12 protein-coding genes and 1 pseudogene are annotated in these 17,017 nt (G+C 65.3%); 4 read left to right on the top strand and 9 right to left on the bottom strand.

The features are described from left to right. Window positions 1–83 precede the first annotated feature (83 nt). From QFZ60_RS14770 to QFZ60_RS14745, 6 genes are all read right to left on the bottom strand, one after another. Window positions 84–788 (bottom strand): ABC transporter ATP-binding protein, encoded by a 705-nt coding sequence (locus QFZ60_RS14770; RefSeq protein WP_307091363.1) that lies wholly within the window; start codon window positions 786–788, stop codon window positions 84–86. A 2-nt stretch (window positions 789–790) separates the two neighbouring features. Then, window positions 791–2,251, bottom strand: coding sequence for an ABC transporter permease (locus QFZ60_RS14765; protein WP_307091361.1), 1,461 nt, complete (start codon window positions 2,249–2,251; stop codon window positions 791–793). A gap of 199 nt (window positions 2,252–2,450) precedes the next feature. Then, window positions 2,451–3,548: a sugar-binding protein gene (locus QFZ60_RS14760; RefSeq protein ID WP_142120554.1), complete on the bottom strand. Its 1,098-nt coding sequence runs from the start codon at window positions 3,546–3,548 to the stop codon at window positions 2,451–2,453. 49 nt (window positions 3,549–3,597) lie between these two features. Further along, window positions 3,598–4,884, bottom strand: a complete 1,287-nt coding sequence (mmsB, locus tag QFZ60_RS14755) for a multiple monosaccharide ABC transporter permease (RefSeq protein ID WP_142120556.1) — start codon at window positions 4,882–4,884, stop codon at window positions 3,598–3,600. A gap of 45 nt (window positions 4,885–4,929) precedes the next feature. Then, window positions 4,930–6,489 carry a multiple monosaccharide ABC transporter ATP-binding protein gene (gene mmsA / locus QFZ60_RS14750; RefSeq protein WP_307091360.1) on the bottom strand — a complete coding sequence of 520 codons (1,560 nt, stop codon included), beginning with the start codon at window positions 6,487–6,489 and terminating at the stop codon, window positions 4,930–4,932. A gap of 132 nt (window positions 6,490–6,621) precedes the next feature. Then, complete coding sequence (locus tag QFZ60_RS14745) at window positions 6,622–7,812, bottom strand: ROK family transcriptional regulator (RefSeq protein ID WP_142120560.1); 1,191 nt, start codon at window positions 7,810–7,812, stop codon at window positions 6,622–6,624. 239 nt (window positions 7,813–8,051) lie between these two features. On the opposite strand from QFZ60_RS14745, the gene QFZ60_RS14740 reads away from it, so the two are divergent. Beyond that, window positions 8,052–8,948 carry a nitrilase-related carbon-nitrogen hydrolase gene (locus QFZ60_RS14740; protein WP_307091358.1) on the top strand — a complete coding sequence of 299 codons (897 nt, stop codon included), beginning with the start codon at window positions 8,052–8,054 and terminating at the stop codon, window positions 8,946–8,948. Here the strand turns inward: QFZ60_RS14740 and QFZ60_RS14735 are convergent. Beyond that, window positions 8,945–10,553: pseudogene (locus QFZ60_RS14735) on the bottom strand (PucR family transcriptional regulator ligand-binding domain-containing protein). The gene QFZ60_RS14740 and the pseudogene QFZ60_RS14735 sit on opposite strands and share 4 nt — an antisense overlap. Window positions 10,554–10,821: 268 nt before the next feature. Here QFZ60_RS14735 and QFZ60_RS14730 point away from each other — a divergent pair. Beyond that, window positions 10,822–12,252: an amino acid permease gene (locus QFZ60_RS14730; protein WP_307093331.1), complete on the top strand. Its 1,431-nt coding sequence runs from the start codon at window positions 10,822–10,824 to the stop codon at window positions 12,250–12,252. Further along, entirely contained in the window at window positions 12,249–13,985 is a 1,737-nt protein-coding gene (locus tag QFZ60_RS14725) for an NAD(P)/FAD-dependent oxidoreductase (RefSeq protein WP_307091357.1), read from the top strand. Before QFZ60_RS14730 ends, QFZ60_RS14725 begins: the two co-directional genes overlap by 4 nt. On the opposite strand, the gene QFZ60_RS14720 is transcribed toward QFZ60_RS14725, so the two are convergent. Both QFZ60_RS14720 and purU read right to left on the bottom strand, forming a co-directional pair. Further along, on the bottom strand, window positions 13,982–14,500 hold the full coding sequence (locus QFZ60_RS14720) for a gamma carbonic anhydrase family protein (RefSeq protein ID WP_307091355.1): 519 nt from the start codon (window positions 14,498–14,500) through the stop codon (window positions 13,982–13,984). The two genes, QFZ60_RS14725 and QFZ60_RS14720, sit on opposite strands and share 4 nt — an antisense overlap. 82 nt (window positions 14,501–14,582) lie before the next feature. Next, complete coding sequence (gene purU, locus QFZ60_RS14715; RefSeq protein WP_307091353.1) at window positions 14,583–15,443, bottom strand: formyltetrahydrofolate deformylase; 861 nt, start codon at window positions 15,441–15,443, stop codon at window positions 14,583–14,585. 275 nt (window positions 15,444–15,718) lie between these two features. Between purU and glyA the strand changes: the two genes are divergently transcribed. Beyond that, window positions 15,719–17,017, top strand: coding sequence for a serine hydroxymethyltransferase (gene glyA / locus QFZ60_RS14710; protein WP_307091352.1), 1,299 nt, complete (start codon window positions 15,719–15,721; stop codon window positions 17,015–17,017).

The raw sequence follows: 17,017 nt of genomic DNA, 5'->3' as shown, positions 1-17,017 counted from the left end.
AACCTCCAGCGGGACACACAAGTGAGCAAAAAGGGCCAAAGATGGGACGGGATGTCCTCATCTTCGGCCCCCTTGGACTGATGTCAGGCGTTGGCAGCCACCGCCCTGCCCCGGACCGGCTCCTCCGTCAGCTTGCCCTGCTGCAGGCGAAACCGGCGATCCGTCTTGTTGGCCAGGGCCCGGTCGTGGGTGACCACCAGGATGGTGGTGTCATGGTCCCGCACAAGCGAGCTGAGGAGCTCGATGATGTGGTCGCCGGTCTGCTCGTCGAGGTTGCCCGTGGGCTCGTCGGCGAGGATCAGTTTGGGCTCGTTGGCCAGTGCCCGGGCAATGGCCACGCGCTGCTGCTCGCCGCCGGAGAGCCGGTTAATGCGCCGTTCGTGCTTGGACGGATCCAGCTGGACCTGTTCAAGCAGCTCCCTGGCGCGCTGCAGGCGGGCAGCCTTGCGCATCCCCGCGAACTCCATGGGAAGCATCACGTTGTCCACCGTGGACAGGTTGGGGATCAGGTTGAACTGCTGGAACACGAACCCGATGTCGCGGCGGCGGTATTCGGTCAGCTTGCCGTCCGGCATCCTCGCGAGGCTTACGCCGTTGACGACGACGTCGCCACTGGTTGGCTTGTCCAGGGCACCGAGGAGGGACAACAGTGTGCTCTTGCCGCTGCCGCTTTTGCCCACGATGGAGGCGAGGGTGCCCTGTTCAAGGACGAAGCTGACGTCGTTGACCGGTTTGATGGTGCGGTCACCGGAGTTGAAGGTGCGGACCAGGTTCTTGACTTCAATCATGGCTATTCTCCTCGCAGGACTTCGATGGGACGGATGCGTGCCGTGAGCAGCGCCGGAACCAGGGCACCGATAATGGCGACGCCGAATACGGCGGCGATGCCAGCGGCGATCACTCCGGGTGATGCGCTGGCGGTGACGGAGTTCAACAGCTGGGAAGCGCCGCCAAAGGGTCCACCCTGGCCGCCCGGGAAGCCGGCGCCGCCGCCGGCTCCGCCCGGGAAGCCCCGGCCTGTGGTGGCAGTGGTTGTGGCGGTGTTGCTGCTGATCAGGGCGGAGGCGATGCCGCCGCTGGCGAACGATGCGATGGCGGCGCCCAGGCCGCTGCCCAGGGCTGCCAGGACCAGGGCTTCGAGGACGAACTGCAGGCCTATGGTGCGGTTGGGTGCACCAATGGCCTTCAGCACACCGATTTCGCGGCGGCGCTCGCGGACCAGCATCACCATGATGAGCAGGATGATGAGTCCCGCGGTGCCCAGGGCGGCGACGAACGCGATGAAGGAGATGTTCTTGACGCTGTCCAGGGAGCTGACCGCGGTCTGCAGGTTCTGGCCCTGGGTGACGTCAGCCTTGTCCGTGCCAAGGGCTGTCTGCAAAGCCGTCTTGGCAGCGGCGACGTTGTCCATGGAATTGACCGTCACGATCATGCTGGACAGTTCACCGGGTGTTCCGGCGAGGGCCTGGGCGGTGGGGAGGGTGACATAGACGGCGTTGTTGCCGAAGGTGGTGCCGGCGTCGAACAGGCCGGAGACCGTGTAGGCCTGGTCATTGATGGTGAAGGTGGATCCGACGGTGAGGTTGTTCTTCTCCGCCAGGGTGGTGCCCAGCAATGCGGCGGTGGACGCCGTCGAGTAGTCGCCGAGGCCGGAGCCCTGGGTAATGTTCAGTGCCTTGCCCGTGGTGTCCACTTCGGCGCCGATGCCGGTGGCGGTGATGGGCAGGGACCGGACGGGCTGCTGTGTGGTTCCGGTGGCGCCTGTGGTGCCGTTGGCCTGCTGGTTGCGGTTGCCTAGGATGTCTGCATCCACCGCGGCCGTCAGGCTGGTGGTCAGCGTGGCTGCCGCCTGCCCGCCCGGGCCGCCCTGCCCGGCTTGGCCTCCGGGCCCGGTCTGGCCGGTCTGTCCCGCTTGTCCGGCAGCGGCCTGTGCGGCGGCTTCTGTAGCATTTCGCAGCCGCAGTGAGGAGGTCCCGACGACGGCACTGACGTTGGGCACGCCGTCGGCCGTGGCTGCCTGGTCGGTGGTGAGCGGCTCGCCGCCGCCTTCGAAGCCCTGCCCGCCGGCGGGGTTGATGGTCAGGACGGTGCCGACGGAGGCATTGAGCTCCTGGACTTTCGCCCCGACCGCCTGGTTGGCCACCAGCATGGCCAGGGCAAGGCCTATGGCGACGGCCAGCACCGCGACAACTGCTGCGGTGCGGACCTTGTTTCGGAAGGCATTGCCTACGCTTCGGGCAAGGACGCTCACGTTACTCCTATGACTCAGGTGCCGGCGCGGAAGGCCGGCTTCGCCTCAACCCTCGCCGGGCATCCTGTGCAGGAATCCGGCCCAACCTGTGCCTGGGCTGTGAAGTGCTTGCGGCTGTGCCAAGACGCAGGAATGCCCGGCCCCGCGAAGGGACCGGGCATTCCGGTTGCCGGGTGTACCGGCTGGTTCTAAAAGGGTGTTACTTGGTAATCGGGCCGAGTACGGGATCGTCCTTGTAGGCCGTCTTCACGTTGGCGGCGGTCACAATGACCGGTTCCAGCAGGTAGGCCGGAACAGTCTTGACCTTGTTGTTGTAGGACTTGTCGTCGTTGACCTCAGGCTTCTTGCCTGCCTGGAGGTCCTTGACCATGGTGATGGCGTGCTCAACGAGCTTGCGGGTGTCCTTGTTGATGGTGGAGTACTGCTCGCCCGCAAGGATCGACTTGACGGACTCAACTTCCGAGTCCTGGCCGGTGATGACGGGGGTCGGCTTCCCGGCTGCCTTGACCGAGGTCAGGACGGCGCGGGCCAGGGTGTCGTTGGGGGAGAGGACGCCGTCCAGGCTTGCGCTGCCGTAGCTGCCGGTGAGCAGCGTGTCGGCACGGCGCTGGGCGTTCTCTGCCTTCCAGCCCTGGGTCACAGCCTGCTCAAAGTTGGTCTGACCGGACAGTACCTTGAGCGTGCCGTCGTCGATCTTCGGCTTCAGGACGCTCATGGCGCCGTCGAAGAAGACCTTTGCGTTGGCGTCATCGGGGGAGCCGGCGAAGAGTTCGATGTTGTAGGGACCTGTCGGCTTCTTGGCCTTCATGCCCTCCAGCAGGGCCTGGCCCTGGAGGACACCGACCTTGAAGTTGTCGTAGGCCACGTAGTAGTCCACGTTCTCGGTGTTCAGCAGCAGGCGGTCATAAGCGATGATGGTGGCGCCGCTGTCCTTGGCCTGCTTCAGCTGGGTTCCCAGCTGGGAGCCGTCGATAGCGCCCACGATGATGACCTTGGCACCCTTGGTGACCATGGCGCTGATCTGGTTCTGCTGCTCCGACACGCCGCCGTTGGCGAACTGGACGTCAGCCTTGAACCCTGCACCATTGAGGCCGTCGTTGAAGAGCTTTTCGGCCAGGACCCAGTTTTCACTGGTTTTCTGCGGGAGTGCCACGCCGATGGAGGAGTCCTGCGGGAACCCGCCTGCTCCTCCGCTGGCTCCGCCCGAGGGGGATTCCGAGCGTCCACAGCCCGTCAGCGCCAGTGCTGCGATGGCAGCAACCGCTGCGGCCTTTCCTGCTTTACCAAACATTCGCATTGTTGGTTCTCTTTCTTTGTTGTGTATAACTCGGTCAGGTCGCGGGAGCTCAGGCTTCCCTGGCGATCGCTTCCTTGGTGGAGGTGGTTTCGTCGGGCTGGAGCGGGTTGCTCGGGCCACCGCCGGAGGGGCGGTTGAAGTTCCTGGTCAGCATGCCGATGATGGACGTCTTGCCCTGGCTCTTGTTGTAGACGTCGAAGGCGACGGCGATCAGGAGCACCAGGCCCTTGATGATCTGGGTGAGGTCTGCACCGACGCCGAGGAGCTGGAGGCCGTTGTTCAGGACTGCCATGACCAGGCCACCGATGATGGATCCGATGACGGTGCCCACGCCGCCGGTCACTGCCGCGCCGCCGATGAACACTGCGGCGATGGCGTCCAGTTCCCAGCCGACGCCGTCGAACGGACCTGAGGCGGTGGACCGGCCGACGAAGATCATGCCGGCCAGGCCCGCGAGGATGGACATGTTCATCATTACCAGGAAGTTGACCTTCTTGGACTGGACGCCGGACAGCTCTGCTGCATGCCGGTTGCCACCGACTGCGTAGACGTGGCGGCCGATGACGGTGCGGGAGGAGATGAAGCCGTAGATCAGGACAAGGACGGCCAGGATCAGGCCGGGGATGGGGAAGGAGGTGCCCGGACGGCCAGTGGCGAACAGGTACGTGGCGTAGAGAATGGCGGCGCAGATGAGGACCAGCTTCAGGACGGTGACCCACATTTCGGGAACTTCGGCACCGAGTGCCTTGGCCCTGGCGCGGGAGCGCAGCTCGCTGACAACCACGAACGCAGCGGCGGCAAGGCCGAGGAGCAGGGTCAGGTTGTTGTAACCGATGTTGGGTCCTACTTCGGGCAGGTAGCCGGAGCCCAGGTACTGGAAGTCCGAGGGGACCGGGATGGTGTTGGACTTGCCCACGAACTGGTTGAAGCCGCGGAACAGGAGCATGCCTGCCAGCGTCACGATGAACGCCGGAATCCCGACGTACGCGGTCCACCAGCCTTGCCAGGCGCCGATCAGGGCGCCCAGGAGCAGGCCAAGGAGGACCCCGGCATACCAGGGGATACCCCAGTCGCGGATGGCCAGGGCCACTGTGACGCCCACGAAGGCGGCGACGGAGCCGACGGAAAGGTCGATGTGTCCTGCAATGATCACCAGCACCATGCCGATTGCCAGGATGAGGATGTAGGAGTTGCCGTTGAAGAGGTTGATGACGTTGCCGGAGGTAAGCGTCCGGCCTTGGGTGGCAATCTGGAAGAAGATGATCAGCGCCACCAGGGCGAAGATCATGCCGAATTGGCGGGTATTCCCGCCAAAAAGCTTCTTGAGGGCATTCATGGTTTCAGTCCTTGTGTCCGGAAGGTTCTGGAATGGGCCAGAGGGTCAGGCGGCTTTTCGGGTGGCGGAGGTCATCAGCTTCATCAGGCTTTCCTGGGTGGCCTCGTCCTTGTTCAGGACGCCGGTGATGGCGCCTTCGAAGATCGTGTAGATACGGTCGGACAGGCCCAGGAGCTCGGGGAGCTCCGAGGAGATGACGATGACTCCCTTGCCCTGGTTGGCCAGCTGCTGGATGATGCCGTAGATCTCGTACTTGGCGCCGACGTCAATGCCACGCGTGGGCTCGTCCAGGATCAGCAGGTCGGGATCGGTGAACATCCACTTGGCCAGGACCACCTTTTGCTGGTTGCCGCCCGAGAGTTTGGCGACGCCTTCTTCAACGGAAGGTGTTTTGGTGCGGAGGGACTTGCGGTACTCCTCGGCCACCGTGAACTCCTGGTTGGCATCGACCACGTAGTTGTGGCTGATCTTGCGCAGGTTCGCTGCCACCGTGGTGGTTTTGATGTCGTCCAGGAGGTTCAGTCCCAGCGACTTGCGGTCCTCCGTCACATAGCCAAGCCCGGCGTCGATGGCCTGGCGGACATTCTTGAGCGTGATCTCGCGGCCGTCCTTGTAGATGTGGCCGCTGATGAACCTGCCGTAGGACCGTCCGAACACCGAGCGGGCCAGCTCTGTTCGCCCTGCGCCCATGAGGCCGGCAAATCCGACGATCTCGCCCCGGCGGACAAAGAAGTTGGAACCCTTGCACACCAGGCGGTCCTGGACCGAGGGGTGGCCCACCGTCCAGTCCTTGACCTCGAAGAACACTTCGCCGATCTTTGGGGTGTGGTCCGGGAACCGGGACTCGAGGGTCCGCCCCACCATGCCCTTGATGATCCGGTCCTCGTCCACGCCGTCGGCCTTCACGTCAAGGGTCTCGATGGATTTGCCGTCGCGGATGATGGTGATGGAGTCGGCGATCTGCTCAATCTCGTTGAGCTTGTGAGAAATGATGATGGACGTGATGCCCTTGGCCTTGAGCCCGAGCATCAGGTCCAGCAGGTGCTGGGAGTCGGACTCGTTGAGGGCGGCAGTGGGCTCGTCCAGGATCAGGATCTTCACGGACTTGTTCAGCGCCTTGGCGATTTCCACCAGCTGCTGCTTGCCCACACCGATTTCCTTGATGGGGGTGTCCGGATCATCCCGGAGGCCCACCCTCGCCAACAGGTCCAGTGAGCGCAGCCTGGCTTCGGCCCAGTCGATCACGCCCCGCTTGGTGGGTTCGTTGCCAAGGAAGATGTTCTCCATGATGGACAGCTCCGGGATCAGCGCCAGTTCCTGGTGGATGATCACGATGCCGGCGTGTTCGCTGGCCCGGATGTCCCTGAACTGCTGGACCTGCCCCTGGTAGACGATGTCGCCGTCGTAGCTTCCGTACGGGTACACGCCGGAGAGGACTTTCATCAGGGTGGACTTGCCGGCGCCGTTCTCGCCGCAAATGGCGTGGATCTCACCGGCCTTGACCCGGAGGCTAACGTTATCCAACGCTTTAACGCCCGGGAATTCTTTGGTGATGGACCGCATCTCAAGGATGACCGGGTCCGTCTGCGTGGTCTGGGACGTCATGTTGCCCTAACCCTCCAATGCAATGACTTCTTTGTCCGGCCGGCAAAGCGCAGGGCCGTCTGAACCAAAAGTAAACTGGATCACAGCTATTGTCGTCAAGTCTTTAACGCAATTGCTGGGTAACGATGTGGTCTAGGACTTTCTAATCCCGGCGTGCTGGAACACCAGGGCGGCTGCCCCGAGGGCCTCTGCGCGGTCTCCCAGGGAGGACATGGTGAGGGTTGTGGTTTCGCCGATGACGGGCACCGCATGACGGATGAGCCCCCTCCGGATGGGGTCCAGCAGGATGTCTCCAAGGCCTGCCAGCGGTCCGCCCACCACGATCACCTCGGGGTTGATCAGGTTGGCCACATTGCCCAGCGCGCGCCCTACCGCCAACCCCGCATCGTCCACCACGCGGAGGGTGGCGGAGTCCCTGTTCAGGGCCTTACGGACAATGTCCGCAGGTGTCAGGGGAGGGTCATCGCCCCGGCTGAGGAGTTCAATCATGGTGGTGGTGGACGCTATGGTTTCAAGGCATCCGCGGTTGCCGCAGCGGCACACCAGGCCCTGCTCGTGGATGGTGGCATGGCCGATTTCGCCGGTGATCCCCACGTTGCCGTAGTAGGGCGAACCGTTGAGGATCAAGCCGGCGCCGATGCCGGACCCGATCTTCAGGAACAGCAAGTTGCTGACCCCCGAATGCTGCCCCCACGTCACTTCGGACCAGGCCCCCAAATTGGCGTCGTTGTCAACAAAGACGGGGATTCTCAAGGTTTCCTCAAGATGCTGAAGGATGTTGATTCCCACCCATTCGGGAAGGATTGCGCCCTGGGCCACCGTCCCGGTCCGCCGGTCGATGGGGCCGGGAATGCCGACGCCGGCGCCCACCACCGAGGTGCGTTCCACCCCGCTTTCCCGGAGCAGTTTCTCCAGCAGGTCCACCGCCGCCTGGATGCCTTCCTCCGCCTGGTGCCCCAAGGGGAGGAGGACCGATTCTTCGGCGATGACGTGGTAGCTGAGCGAGGCCAGCACCACCCGCAGGTGCCGCCGCCCGAAGTCGATTCCCACTGCTACCGCACCGTTGCTGTTCAGACGCACGTTCAGTGCCCGGCGGCCGGAGCTGGTAATGGGTTCGGTGGACGCCAGGCCGGAGTCCAGCATGATTTTGACGATGTTCGAGACGGTCGCCGTGGAGAGTCCTGTCTGCCGGGCGAGCTCCGCCTGCGTGGACGGGCCGCCCATGAGTGCCTCAATGATCCGCTGCTGGTTCAGCTGCCGCAGGGCGGATTGCGAACCGGGGTTCTTGGGCTTGCTCCTCGTTGAGCGCGTGGTTGCGGACATGCTAAGAAGATTGCCCTATCGCTGCTCTTGTAGTCAAGAAGTTAACGCAAGGCAGCCCGGGTGTGCGGCGAACCCACGGCCAAATAACCGCTCCGGCGTTTCCGTGCATTCCGTCCCGCGCCGGCCCCGGCCGGGTCCAAACGACCCGCCGTCCTTTCCATGCGGCTGGCTAGGCTGGAACATGAGATCAGTCCGGCCCTTCCATTTTTTTGTGGACAGGGATAAAGAAGGTGGTAACGATGCTGCTGTCCGTCCTGCAGGCGAACGCTGTGGTCCTGGACGTCGAGGCCAATCTTCGGACCATTGAGGACGCAGCCAAAAGGGCCGCGGATGCGGGCGCCCGCCTGCTCCTGACACCGGAACTGTTCCCCGTCGGCTACGCCCCGCTCCGGGTGCGGAACGAGTTGGACGCGGCAGGCATTCCGGCCATCCGCGAACGGCTGGCCGGCATTGCCCGCCGGAACGGCATCGCACTGGTCTACAGCCTGCCCGCCGAAGCGGCCGGTGGCAGCGGTGGTGACGTGTGGGGCGCCAGTACGCGCGGGTGGCACATTTCAGCGACCCTGGTGGATGCCGCCGGGACCGAACTCCTCAGATACAACAAGGTGCACCTCTTCGGCGATGAGGAACGCAAGGCGTTCGTGGCAGCCGCGGAACCTCCCGCCGTCGTGGATTTCAATGGTGTCCGCACCTCACTGCTGATCTGCTACGACATCGAGTTTCCCGAGGCTGCTCGGGCGGCCGCCGGCCGCGGCGCGGAACTGCTCCTGGTCCCCACCGCACTGTCGGCCGGTTACGAGGCCGTACCCCAGGTACTCATCCGTGCCCGGGCTTTGGAAAGCCAGCTGAACGTGGCATATGCCAACCACTGTGGCTCCGAGGACGCCTACACCTTCGGCGGGGGCAGCGTAGTGGCAGGGCCCGACGGCGGACTCCTCGCCGAAGCAGGCGACGCTCCGGCACTGCTTTTCGCAGAGGTGGGACCGGACGCCGTCCGGGCAGCCAGAAACGACGTGCCGTACCTGCGGGAGCGCCGGCCGGACCTGTACCGGGAATGGGAGGCTGGCCTGGCACCGGAAACAGGCCAGCGCGCGGGAAAGTACCCCCTAACCGCTACCGCCGCCCCGCCCGGTTAGCCCGTCCCGCCGGTCAGCCCTTCCGTGTACTGCAGCGCGATCCATAGCTCCGCCCGGACCTGCGCCTGGTTCAGGTCCAGCTGGAGCAGTTCGGCCAGGACCCCGATCTGCCGCCGCACGCTGTTGCGGTGCAGCCCCAGCAGCTTGGCAGAACCGTCCCAGCTGCCGTTTTCGCCCAGCCAGCCGCGGAGGACGGCCAGCAGCGGATCTCGCCGGTCCGGTTCAAGCGCCAGGACCGGCTGCAGGAGCCGTTCGGCCAGCAGGGTCCCGGCCTCATGGCCAAGCAGGCCGGTGACCGACCAGGAGACCTCGCCGGCCCGGATGCTTTGCCCGCTTCTCTGGACCCGGGTCCGCAGGGATGTGGCCCGCTGGTATGCGGCGGGAAGGCCGGCCAGCTCGGTGGGTTCTCCAATGACCAGGCGCCACCCGAGCTTCTCGACGTCGGCAAGCAGCGCATCGTCCACCTTGAGCCGGGGTCATTGCGGCGAACCCGTAGTCCGTGATCTCCACCAGCTTCGTATCGAACATCCGCCGCCACTGCAGCAGTTCCCTGACGGGGCTGTCTCCCGCCGGCCACTCCGGTGCCTCCACGTTGACGCCCTGGAGGACCCGGACAGGCGCGGACCGGGTGGAGGACAGGCTTTGGGCCAGCAGGTCCTTGAGTCCGTTGAGATGCTTGCTGTCCCCGCTGCTGAGGCTTTCCGGATGCAGCAGGACGGCGGTGGCCAGCTGGCTGGGAGCCAGGGAGCCGCTGGTCCGCTGCCGGACCAGCAGCTCCAGCAACCCGACGGCGGACTGGACCATGTTGTTCTGTGCCGGGGTCAGCGGAACGTCGGAACCCAGGATCAGGGCGCCGAGGTTGGCATCCCTGGTGCTTCGCAGGGGGTGTCCCACCACCAGCGCGGAGCCGGGCTGGTCAAAACCGTCCATTTCCACGCGGGGGCCGCGGCCGGACAACAGCCGTTCCAGCATGGGTTCCAGCAGGGAAAGTTCGACGGCGGTGCTGCCGCCGGCACTGGTGCCGCGCGCCCGCACCCGGCCGTCTGCTCCCACCATCACTGCCCAAACGGGCACCCGCTGGACCAGCGCGGCCAGCAGTTCATGTTCCGGTTTGGGGGAGAGCACGGCGCGCATGAGTTGCCTGTTGGTCTCTGCCAGCTGCCGGAAGACCCTGGCGTTGTCGGTCTCCAGGAGTTGTGAAAACTGCAGCCCGATCGCCGCGAAGGGAAGCGACTCCGGTACCTCGAACAAGGTGAGGTTGTGCCGCCGGCATGCTTCAAGGACCACGTCCGGGACGGCGTCGAAGTATGGCCTGATCCCGAAGCCCAGGGCAGCAACCTTGGCGTCGACCAGCCGCCGGACATAGGCGTCAACGCTCGCGGCTGATCCGCCGTCGCCAAGGAAGGGAAGGCCGGCGGTGAGCAGGAATTCGCCCTCCGGAAGGTAGGGCGTGGGGTCCTCGAGCTCGCTGGGCTCAACCCACCTCAGCAGGCGGCCGCCGCTGCCGCCGTCGTGAAGCATTTTCAACACCGGCGGCAGCTGGTCAAGGAACTGCTGTAGGGTGACGAAGCTCAGCCGTCCGGACGTGGCAGCCTCAGCGGGCATGGTTGGATACGTCCCGCCAGCCGCGTCTTTTGACCGCTCCGGCCTCATGGCGGCCCTGTGCATTAAGTCTCATGGTGGATCACTATAAGTCATTTTGCACCGCGCTGAGAGTTGGCTCACATGCCAACCTTGGGGAGGGGAAACCGACAACTACTCTGAAGGGACGTCAACGGTGACTGTGCCTGTGACCACCGAAAAAACCATTGCGCCCAGCGTCGGGCGGCCCGGCCTCCGGGCCCAGCTGCTGCGCCGCAAACCGATCGGCCAGATGGTCAGCGAGGCCGGAAGCAGCGAGGGCGGGACCGCGCTGGTGCGCAGTTTCGGCGTCCTCCACCTGACCATGATCAGCGTCGGTGCCACCCTGGGAACCGGCATCCTGGTGATCCTTGGCGAATCGGTTCCGCTGGCCGGCCCGGCCATCTGGATCTCATTCGTCATAGCCGGCCTGGCCGCGCTGCTCTCCGCGGTGTCGTACGCCGAAATGGCCGGCCTGGTCCCCGTCGCGGGCTCGAGCTACTCCTACTCCTACGCGACGATGGGCGAGGGCATGGCATGGATCTGCGGGTGGTGCCTGGTCCTGGAGTACGCCGTCTCGGTCGCCGCGGTTGCCGTGGGCGCCGGCCAGTATGTCAACGAGACGCTGGCGGTCTTCGGCCAGGTGCTCCCTGATGCCATGTCGCAGCCTCCAGGGGACGGGGGACTGGTGAACCTTCCAGCGGTGGCCATCGTGGTGCTGGCCACGGTCCTGCTGGTCCGCGGTGCCCGTGAAAGCGCCTGGATTAACACCGCCATCGTCGTCATCAAGGTCGGCATCCTGCTGTTCTTCTGCGCTGTTGCCTTTACCGCCTTCAACGCCGGCAACTTTGAACCGCTCCTGCCCATGGGCGCCGCAGGTGTTTCCGCAGCAGCCTCGCGGGTGTTCTTCTCCTACATCGGCTTCGACGCAGCATCCACTGCCGGTGAGGAGGCCAAAAACCCCAAGCGCGATCTTCCGCGCGCCATCCTGCTGTCCATGGTGATTGTCACCAGCATCTACGTCCTCGTGGCCGTCGCCGCCATCGGCGCAAGGCCCTGGGGCTGGTTCGACGGAACCGAAGCCGCCCTGGTCCAGATCCTGGAAGAGACAACCCACCAGCCCTGGATCGCCCTGGTCTTCTCCGTCGGCGCCGTCCTTGCCATCGCCAGCATCGTGCTCACAGTCCTGTACGGCCAGACCCGCATCCTGCTCTCGATGTCCCGGGACGGCCTGGTGCCCAAGGTCTTCGGACGCGTCTCTGCCCGGACCGGCACCCCGGCCGCCGGAACCCTGATCGTTGGCACCGCCGTCGCACTGACCGCGGGGCTGGTCCCGCTCGGCGCACTCGCCGATGCCACCAGCATCGGAACCCTGTTTGCCTTTGCGCTGGTCAATGTCGCGGTCATCTACCTTCGGCGCAACCGCCCGGACCTGAAGCGCAGCTTCCGGGTGCCGCTGTACCCCATGACTCCCGTGCTGGGCACCCTGATGTGCGCCTACCTGATGGCGAACCTTGGCGCCGATACGTGGGTTGTCTTTGGCGCCTGGATGCTCGTGGGAATCGCCATCTACTTCGGCTATGGACGCCGGAACTCGAAGGTAGCGGCGCTCAGCGAGTCCGACTACCGTGAATTGACCGCAAAGGCCCCGCGCCAGGAACCTGTGAAAGCAGAACTATCATGACCACCGCTACCGAACTGCCGGCCTTCGACCCCTCCAGCACTTCCGCGGCTCCCACCGATGCCGCCGGACGGGTCATCGACCGGCACCCGGCCCCGATCACCATGCTGAACCCCGACTTTCCGTTCAGCTACGACCACTACCTGGCCCATCCGGACGGCCTGGGTTCTGTCCCGCCGGAGCTGTACGGTACGGAAGTGGCCGTTATCGGCGCCGGCGTCTCCGGCCTGGTGACAGCCTATGAACTGATGAAGCTCGGGCTGCGGCCCGTGGTCTATGAAGCGGACCAGATCGGCGGCCGGCTGCGCACCGCCGCCTTCCCGGCAGCTCCCGGCGTGGTGGTGGATCTGGGCGGCATGCGTTTCCCGGTGTCGGGCAAGGCCTTCTACCACTACGTTGACCTGCTTGGCCTGGAGACTCAGGACTTCCCCAACCCGCTCGCCGAGGCCACGTCCAGCACGGTGATCGAACTGGCCGGCAGGAAGCACTACGCGGAGAAGCCGGGCGACCTGCCGCAGTTCTTCCGGGAGGTGGCCGACGCCTGGAAGGCCGCGGTCAATGACGGTGCCAAATTCGTGGAAATGCAGGAGGCCATCCGTACCCGGGACATGGCCCGCATCAAGGACCTCTGGAACGAACTGCTCCCGCTCATGGACGAGCAGACCTTTTACGCCTTCATCGCCGCCAGCGACTCCTTTAAGAAAGCAGGGTTCGCCCACCGGGAGGCCTTTGGCCAGGTGGGGTTCGGAACCGGCGGCTGGGACACCGACTTCCCCAACTCCATCCTGGAAATCCTCCGCGTGGTCTACACCGACGCGGATGACCAGCACCGCTTCATCCGGGGCGGAGCGCAGCGGCTGCCCGAGGCACTCTGGCAGCACGCGCCGTCGGACATGGTGCACTGGCCCGCCGGCACGTCCCTTTCCTCGCTGCACTCTGGCTCGCCCCGCGGAGCCGTGGGAAGGATCAGTCGCGACCCGGACGGGAGCCTGCGGATCCGCGAACGCTGGGGCCGTGAGGCCAGCTACCCGGCCGTGGTGGCCACCTGCCAGTCCTGGCTGCTGTCCACCCGGATCCACACCGAGGAGGCGTTGTTCCCGGCGGAGCTGTGGACCGCCATGGAGAAGTCGCACTACATGCAGTCCTCCAAGACGTTCGTCATGGTGGACCGGCCGTTCTGGAAGGACATCGACCCGGACACCGGCAACGAGGTCCTGTCCATGACGCTGACTGACAGGCTGAACCGGGCCACCTACCTGCTGGACAATGGCCCCGACCAGCCCGCCGTCATCCTTCTCTCCTACACCTGGAACGACGACGCGCTGAAGTGGCTGGCGCTGGACGCCGACGAGCGCGTGGAACTGATGCTGCACTCGCTGGAGCAGATCTACCCCGGTGTGGACATCGCGGGCCACATCGTGGGGCAGCCCATCACCGTGTCCTGGGAGGCGGACCCCAACTTCATGGGCGCCTTCAAGGCCAACCTGCCCGGACACTACCGCTACCAGCAGCGGCTGTTCACGCACTTCAAGCAGAACAATCTGCCGGACTCCCAGCGCGGCATCTTCCTGGCCGGCGACGACGTCTCCTTCACCGCAGGCTGGGCGGAAGGTGCGGTCACCACGGGGCTGAACGCAGTATGGGGCGTCGTGAAGCACCTGGGCGGGTCAGCCGCGCCGAGCAACCCCGGCCCGGGTGACCTGCTGGACGAGTTCGGCCCCGTCAGCCTGGACTAACTGTGCAGGTCGCGGTGTTTCGCCGCGAGCTCCACGTAGCGCGTGGCGTTGGCGCGGACGCCGTCGAACTCTTCATCCGTGAGTTCGCGGCGCACCTTGGCGGGCACGCCCGCCACGAGTGACCGGGGCGGAACCACCGTTCCTTCGAGCACGACGGCGCCGGCCGCCACCAGCGAGCCGGCGCCGATCACCGCGCCGTTCAGGACCGTGGCGCCCATGCCGATCAGGCAGTCGTCCTGCACGGTGCAGCCGTGCACGACGGCGGCGTGCCCCACGCTGACCCGTTCGCCCACCGTGCAGGGGAAGCCCGGGTCGGCGTGCAGCACCACGTTGTCCTGCAGGTTGCTGCCGGCACCCACGGTGATGGCCGCGGTGTCGGCGCGGACGGAGACGCCGTAGAAGGCGCTGGAGTCCGGGCCCAGGGTGGCGTTGCCGATGATCGACGCGGACGGGGCGACGAAAGCTGAGTCGTGGACAGCCGGGGAGTTTCCGGCGAAAGGGTACAGAGGAGCCATGGGTTCACCCTAAGCCACCCCTGCACCCAACTGAGTAGCAGCAGATGTCGTTTTGAGGCCCCAAAACGACATCTGCTGCTACCTAGTTGAAGACCACCGTCCGGTTGCCGTCCAGGAGCACCCGGTGCTCGGCGTGCCACTGCACGGCCTGGACCAGGGTGCGGCCCTCGACGTCGCGGCCCATCTGCACGAACTGCTCAGGGGTGCGGGCGTGATCCACCCGGATGACTTCCTGCTCGATGATGGGGCCCTCATCCAGGGCGGCCGTCACGTAGTGTGCCGTGGCACCGATCAGCTTGACGCCACGGGCGTGGGCCTGGTGGTACGGCTTGGCGCCCTTGAAGGACGGCAGGAACGAGTGGTGGATGTTGATGGCCTTTCCGGTCAGCTCGGTGCAGAGTTCGTCGGAGAGGATCTGCATGTAGCGGGCCAGGACGGTCAGCTCGATGTCGTGCTCGGCGATGATGGCCCGCAGCTTGTCCTCCGCCTGGACCTTGGTGTCCCTGGTCACCGGGATGTAGTGGAACGGGATGCCGTAGAACTCGGCCAGCCCGGCCAGGTCCTGGTGGTTGGACACGATGGCGGGGATGTCGATCGGAAGGGTGCCGGAGCGCTGCTGGAACAGCAAGTCGTTGAGGCAGTGGGCCGAGGTGCTGGCCATCACCAAGGTGCGGACCTTGTCGCCGACAGTATTAAGGTTCCACTGCATAGAGAAGGCCTCCGCTACCGGCTCCAGCGCCGCACGAAGTTCGGACTTGGCAGCTGCCGTGGTCACTTCGACCCGCATGAAGAAGTTTCCGGTTGAGGGGCTGCCGTACTGCTGCGAATCCATGATGTTGCACCCTGCCACCAGCAGTGCTCCCGTCACCGCGTGGACGATTCCGGGACGGTCCGGGCAGGACAGGGTGACAACGTACGCTTGGTTCAGCTGCTCTTCATTCACGCGTAATAGCCTACCCGCGCTGCGGGCGCCGGTTTTGGTAGGCTGGAATGGTCGCAACTGGCGTTGGGTGGCTAACCACCAGGGAGCGGCAATCACGAAGACCACGGATCGTACGCCTGGGCCGAGGGTCATGTTTTGCCGGAATTGGGGCTGCACCTGCGCCAGCAGATCAGAGCCCTGCCCGCTCTTTCACGTCTCGTCACATGGGGGTGTGAAGTTGCGTAAGCCGGTAGCCTGACCTAAGCAGTGCCCGTATCCCTAGCCAGGAGTTCTTCGTGACTACTACAGCCACCTCAACAACCGCCGTCAGCAACCAGCCGCTGGCTGAGCTTGACCCCGAAATCGCCGCAGTCCTGGACCAGGAGCTCGGCCGCCAGCGCGGCACGCTGGAAATGATCGCCTCCGAGAACTTTGCACCCCGCGCCGTGATGGAAGCCCAGGGCTCGGTCCTCACCAACAAGTACGCCGAGGGCTACCCGGGCCGCCGCTACTACGGCGGCTGCGAATATGTTGACGTTGCCGAGCAGTTGGCCATCGACAGGGTCAAGGCCCTTTTCGGCGCCGAGTACGCCAACGTCCAGCCGCACTCGGGCGCACAGGCCAACGCTGCAGCGCTGTCCGCCATGATCACCCCGGGCGACAAGATCCTGGGCCTGTCCCTGGCCCACGGCGGGCACCTCACCCACGGCATGAAGCTGAACTTCTCGGGCAAGCTGTACCAGGTTGCCGCGTACCAGGTCGAGGAAGACAACTTCCGCGTCGACATGGACAAGCTCCGCGAGCAGGCCATTGCCGAGAAGCCGCAGGTGATCATCGCCGGCTGGTCCGCCTACCCGCGCCACCTGGACTTCGCCGCCTTCCGCTCCATCGCCGATGAAGTGGGCGCGCTGCTCTGGACCGACATGGCACACTTCGCCGGACTGGTGGCCGCCGGACTGCACCCGAGCCCGGTGCCGCACTCCGACGTCGTCACCTCCACCGTGCACAAGACCCTGGCCGGTCCCCGCTCGGGTGTGATCCTGGCCAAGGAGCAGTGGGCCAAGAAGCTGAACTCCAACGTCTTCCCGGGCCAGCAGGGCGGGCCGCTGATGCACGTCATCGCCGCCAAGGCCGTGGCCTTCAAGATCGCCGGCACCCAGGAATTCAAGGAACGCCAGGAGCGCGTCCTCGAAGGTGCCCGGATCATCGCCGACCGCCTCAACCAGGCCGACGTATCAGAAGCCGGCGTCTCCGTCCTCACCGGCGGCACGGACGTCCACCTGGTGCTCGTGGACCTGCGGAACTCGCAGCTGGACGGCCAGCAGGCAGAAGACCTGCTGCACTCGGTGGGCATCACGGTGAACCGCAACGCCGTCCCGTTCGACCCCCGCCCGCCGATGGTCACCTCCGGCCTGCGCATCGGCACCCCGGCCCTGGCCACCCGTGGTTTCGGTGCTGCCGAATTCACCGAGGTTGCCGAGATCATCGCCACCGCCCTCAAAGCCGGCAACAGCACCGACGTCGAGGCCCTGCAGGCACGCGTGGACAAGCTGGCGGCCGACTTCCCGCTCTACCCGCAGCACGAGCAGTGGTGA

The sequence above is a fragment of the Arthrobacter sp. B2I5 genome (assembly GCF_030816735.1).
In the GTDB taxonomy this organism is placed as follows: domain Bacteria; phylum Actinomycetota; class Actinomycetes; order Actinomycetales; family Micrococcaceae; genus Arthrobacter.
Note: the sequence above shows the minus strand (reverse complement) of the source record. Positions and strands in the feature narration are given on the sequence as shown.

What these genes read in the sequence shown, in the direction of transcription:
- QFZ60_RS14770 (WP_307091363.1), bottom strand. Translation starts at nt 788, where the DNA reads ATGATTGAAGTCAAGAACCTGGTCCGCACCTTCAACTCCGGTGACCGC.
- QFZ60_RS14745 (WP_142120560.1), bottom strand. Translation starts at nt 7,812, where the DNA reads ATGTCCGCAACCACGCGCTCAACGAGGAGCAAGCCCAAGAACCCCGGT.
- mmsA (WP_307091360.1), bottom strand. Translation starts at nt 6,489, where the DNA reads ATGACGTCCCAGACCACGCAGACGGACCCGGTCATCCTTGAGATGCGG.
- QFZ60_RS14760 (WP_142120554.1), bottom strand. Translation starts at nt 3,548, where the DNA reads ATGCGAATGTTTGGTAAAGCAGGAAAGGCCGCAGCGGTTGCTGCCATC.
- QFZ60_RS14740 (WP_307091358.1), top strand. Translation starts at nt 8,052, where the DNA reads ATGCTGCTGTCCGTCCTGCAGGCGAACGCTGTGGTCCTGGACGTCGAG.
- QFZ60_RS14725 (WP_307091357.1), top strand. Translation starts at nt 12,249, where the DNA reads ATGACCACCGCTACCGAACTGCCGGCCTTCGACCCCTCCAGCACTTCC.
- mmsB (WP_142120556.1), bottom strand. Translation starts at nt 4,884, where the DNA reads ATGAATGCCCTCAAGAAGCTTTTTGGCGGGAATACCCGCCAATTCGGC.
- QFZ60_RS14730 (WP_307093331.1), top strand. Translation starts at nt 10,822, where the DNA reads ATGGTCAGCGAGGCCGGAAGCAGCGAGGGCGGGACCGCGCTGGTGCGC.
- QFZ60_RS14720 (WP_307091355.1), bottom strand. Translation starts at nt 14,500, where the DNA reads ATGGCTCCTCTGTACCCTTTCGCCGGAAACTCCCCGGCTGTCCACGAC.